This is a genomic window from Bartonella sp. TS82HLJMH, from assembly GCF_042193495.1.
GTDB classification, from domain to species: Bacteria; Pseudomonadota; Alphaproteobacteria; order Rhizobiales; family Rhizobiaceae; genus Bartonella; species Bartonella grahamii.
This window is the reverse complement of record NZ_JBHILU010000043.1, coordinates 1-3,450: the sequence shown is the minus strand read 5'-3', so window position 1 is coordinate 3,450 and position 3,450 is coordinate 1. Positions and strand designations below refer to the sequence as shown.

The 3,450-nt window shown below is 39.7% G+C and carries 4 protein-coding genes; 3 read left to right on the top strand and 1 reads right to left on the bottom strand.

Annotated features, from left to right (window positions below):
- The first annotated feature begins 503 nt into the window (after positions 1-503).
- Positions 504-1,037, top strand: coding sequence for an antA/AntB antirepressor family protein (locus ACFIKO_RS08905; protein ID WP_375620564.1), 534 nt, complete (start codon positions 504-506; stop codon positions 1,035-1,037).
- Between the two features lie 63 nt (positions 1,038-1,100).
- Here the strand turns inward: ACFIKO_RS08905 and ACFIKO_RS08900 are convergent, their stop codons facing one another.
- Positions 1,101-2,147 (bottom strand): Fic family protein, encoded by a 1,047-nt coding sequence (locus ACFIKO_RS08900; RefSeq protein ID WP_375620563.1) that lies wholly within the window; start codon positions 2,145-2,147, stop codon positions 1,101-1,103.
- 94 nt (positions 2,148-2,241) lie between these two features.
- Here ACFIKO_RS08900 and ACFIKO_RS08895 point away from each other — a divergent pair, with 94 nt between their 5' ends.
- The gene (locus tag ACFIKO_RS08895) at positions 2,242-2,823 is read left to right on the top strand and encodes a hypothetical protein (RefSeq protein WP_375673830.1); all 582 of its coding nucleotides are present in this window, start codon (positions 2,242-2,244) and stop codon (positions 2,821-2,823) included.
- On the top strand, positions 2,816-3,450 hold a 635-nt coding region (locus ACFIKO_RS08890), incomplete at its 3' end, for a phage terminase large subunit family protein (RefSeq protein ID WP_375673828.1). The genes ACFIKO_RS08895 and ACFIKO_RS08890, both read left to right, overlap by 8 nt.

Genomic DNA, 3,450 nt, shown 5'->3' with positions numbered 1-3,450 from the left:
GATTATCACTTGCGCTTTGGTTTTCTCCAGAAAAAATACAATAAAATCAATGCAAAAGGTACTTCCCAGCGGGTTGGCTTCGTTGCGGGGCGGACGAGCGCGAACTATCGCTAGCGACAGAATTTTCAAATTGACTGTACATTGTACACTTAACTCATTGATAAATAACAATTTCAATATGTACACTGTACAGTATGTCATTATTTTTAGATAAAAATTATTTTTATTCTTGACATTGTTGCGTCAATGTCTATTTTCGAATCAGGTGCCTAGAAAACACCTTAAACACATAGCGGATTGGTTGCCGAAATAATCAGTCTTCCGCACATTAAAGACTTTGACTCATTGTATGTTAGGCGCATATAATAACTTTGTCGGGTGTAGTTATGCTATACAATACCCTTGTGGGGAAAGCATAACGACGGGCTATGTGCCGTGTTTTCTAGCACCCGGCATCTTTTAGAATGTCAATAGAAAACCTTTAAGCACATAGGAGCCAAATCATGGCACAATATTTAATTGACTTACATCAAACTACGATTGATGGTGATGTCGTTCAGACAGTGAATGCACGTGAATTACATACATTTTTGGCAATAGGAAAACGTTTTGCTACTTGGATTACGAACCGCATTAATCAGTATGCATTTGAAGAGGGAAAGGACTGTATTTTAACGCTTCCCAAAATTGGGAAACGTAAAAATGTTATAAGTAAAGAATATCATATCACTCTAGACATGGCGAAAGAGCTTTCCATGGTTGAACGTAACGAGAAAGGACGTCAAGCACGCCGTTATTTTATTGAATGTGAAAAGAAACTAAAAAGCCAATCTGTTGATTATTGTGATGATATACGTTTTGCTTTCCCAAAAGATTGGGATAAAATGTCTCCAACTAAAAAGGCTGTTTACATTTATGGTCCACTCCATATGCATCTTGTTAAAGCCTTTACGTTGGTAGAAGAGATCAAACATTATAAAGCTTTAATTAAAGAAGCAAAACAAGTCTTAGAAAGATCTGTCGTAAAAGCCGCTTAGATTTAAAAACACATCTTCCCTCCCCGTTCTCAAAATGGGGAGGGGGTTAAGAAGGCAATAAAATTAAGGTGCGCTATACCAAGTTGATCGTCCACCACCATGACGTATCAAAAGGCCTTTTTCAACTAATGATGTAAAAGTTACTTTAAGTGTATTAGGGCTTGCACCAACCTCACGCACCATATCGCGGGTTGTAACTCGTCCGTGATTACGCACATAATCAAGAATATTAAGAGCCAATTCAGATAAGGAAAAAAGAGCATTTTTTTCACTCTCTATTTTTATTTCTAATTGGCGTTTTTGTTTTTGTAGAGCACGTAAAAAAAAGAGTATCCAAGGTTCCCAATTGGGTGTTTTAGTATAAATTGTTTTTTGAGTCTGATTCAGAGCTAAATAATAGCTTTCTTTATTATTCTCAATAATGCTTTCAAGTGATGAATATGGTACATAAACATAACCTTTTTGTAACAAAAGCAGGGTGGTTAAGATACGGCTTAAACGCCCATTTCCATCTTGAAAAGGATGAATAGCTAAAAATGTAACATTAAAAATACCAATCGTAAGTAAAGGATGAAGATCCTTTAATTCATTGGTTTTATTGAACCAAGTAATAAGCTCTTGCATTCGGTATGGTGTATCAAATGGTGTAGCTGTTTCAAAAACAATGCCAACCATTTTCCCTTGAGAATTAAATGCTGCTACATCATTGCGTAAAGTCTTATATTCACCTCGATGTCGTTGATCTTTCTCACTATTGCACAGAAGATCACGATGAAGTTGTTTAATATGATTTTCAGTAATAGAAATATCACTCCAAGATTGAAAGATTGTTTCCATAACCTTGGCATAACCGATAACTTCTTGTTCATCACGACTCTTGAAATGTTTAATTTCTAAGTTTACCAAAAGCTGTTCGATTTCGCGGTCTGTTAACTTACTCCCTTCAATGCGTGTGGAAGATCCAATACTTTCAACAGTAGCAATATGACGAAGAGCGTTCAATCTCTCAGGTGCAAGAGTACCAAGGGCGCGCCATGCCCCTTTGAACTCATCAATTTCAGCAATGAGAGCCAATAATTCTTGTGTAATTTGGAGTGTATCTGTTTTCATACCGGAATATATACCCGATTATACCCGATTGTCAATCATTCGTAACACCGTAAACTCTTACTTCTTATGGCAGAGAAAAAGGCAATGAGCAACTATGAATAAGAAAACGCGTAACGGTCTATCGGTTCGTGCGTTTGCAAAAAAGATGGGTGTTTCACATAATGCGGTGGTTTCTCGGATAAAGACAGGTAAATTTGATGCAGCTCTTTTTGAAGATGGTTCTGTCAATGAAGCGCTTGCAACAGCTATCTGGAATGAGAATCCAACAAAACGCCCTGCTTCACTTTTAGCGCCTGATGGACAACCGCGAACAAAGATCAAACAAGCCTCCACAGATGGAGCCAATGAATACAAGATAAAACTGGAGCGGATGCAAGTTGCGCTTGAAAGCGAAAAGATTGCCCTTGAACGATTGCGCGAAACCACTGTTGATCGAGAAGAAATGAAAAAGGCAGCGCGTGAGTTTGGAAGAGCGCACCGTGATGCTATGTTGAATTTTCCTCATCGTTTTGGTGCAAGCATTGCTGCACAAGTTGGATGTGATGCGGCCAGCCTTATTGGTGCTATTGATTATACTATGAGAACCGCTTTGCTTGAGGCGGTTAATATTCCAGTGCCTTTTCATGATCCTCATTCTCCAGAGTTAGAGAACTTGCAAGAAACGAATAATGGATGACAATGCAGTCGAAGAATTTTTCGCCAATGCCAATAACGCACGACAACCAGACCCACCGTATACGGTTTCGCAATGGGCGGATAAAAATAGGTACCTTAGCACGGTAGCAAGTGCTGAACCTGGGCTTTGGAGAACAAAGCGTACCCCTTATTTGCGTGAAATCATGGATAATCTTTCCTCTTACGTGCCAATTGAAACAACCATTGTCATGAAAGGGGCGCAGATCGGCATGTCAGAAGCAGGATTAAATTTCTGCGGTTATGCCATTCATTATAGTCCGGGACCCGCCCTTTATGTGATGCCAACGGTTGAGACAGCGAAGAAATTATCAAAAACCCGTCTTGACCCAATGATTATGGCAAGCCCTGCTTTAAGCGAACGCATTGCCCCAGCGCGGGCACGCGACAGCGGTAATACAATGTTTTCGAAAGAGTTTGATGGTGGTGCATTGATGCTTACAGGAGCAAACAGTGCAGCTGGTTTGCGTTCCATGCCTATTCGTTATCTGATTTTAGATGAGGTGGATGCCTATCCTCTCAGTGTGGATAACGAAGGTGATCCGGTGATGATTGCTGAAAAGCGAACCTCAACCTTTGTGCAGAGAAAGATTTTTAAATTGTCCACACC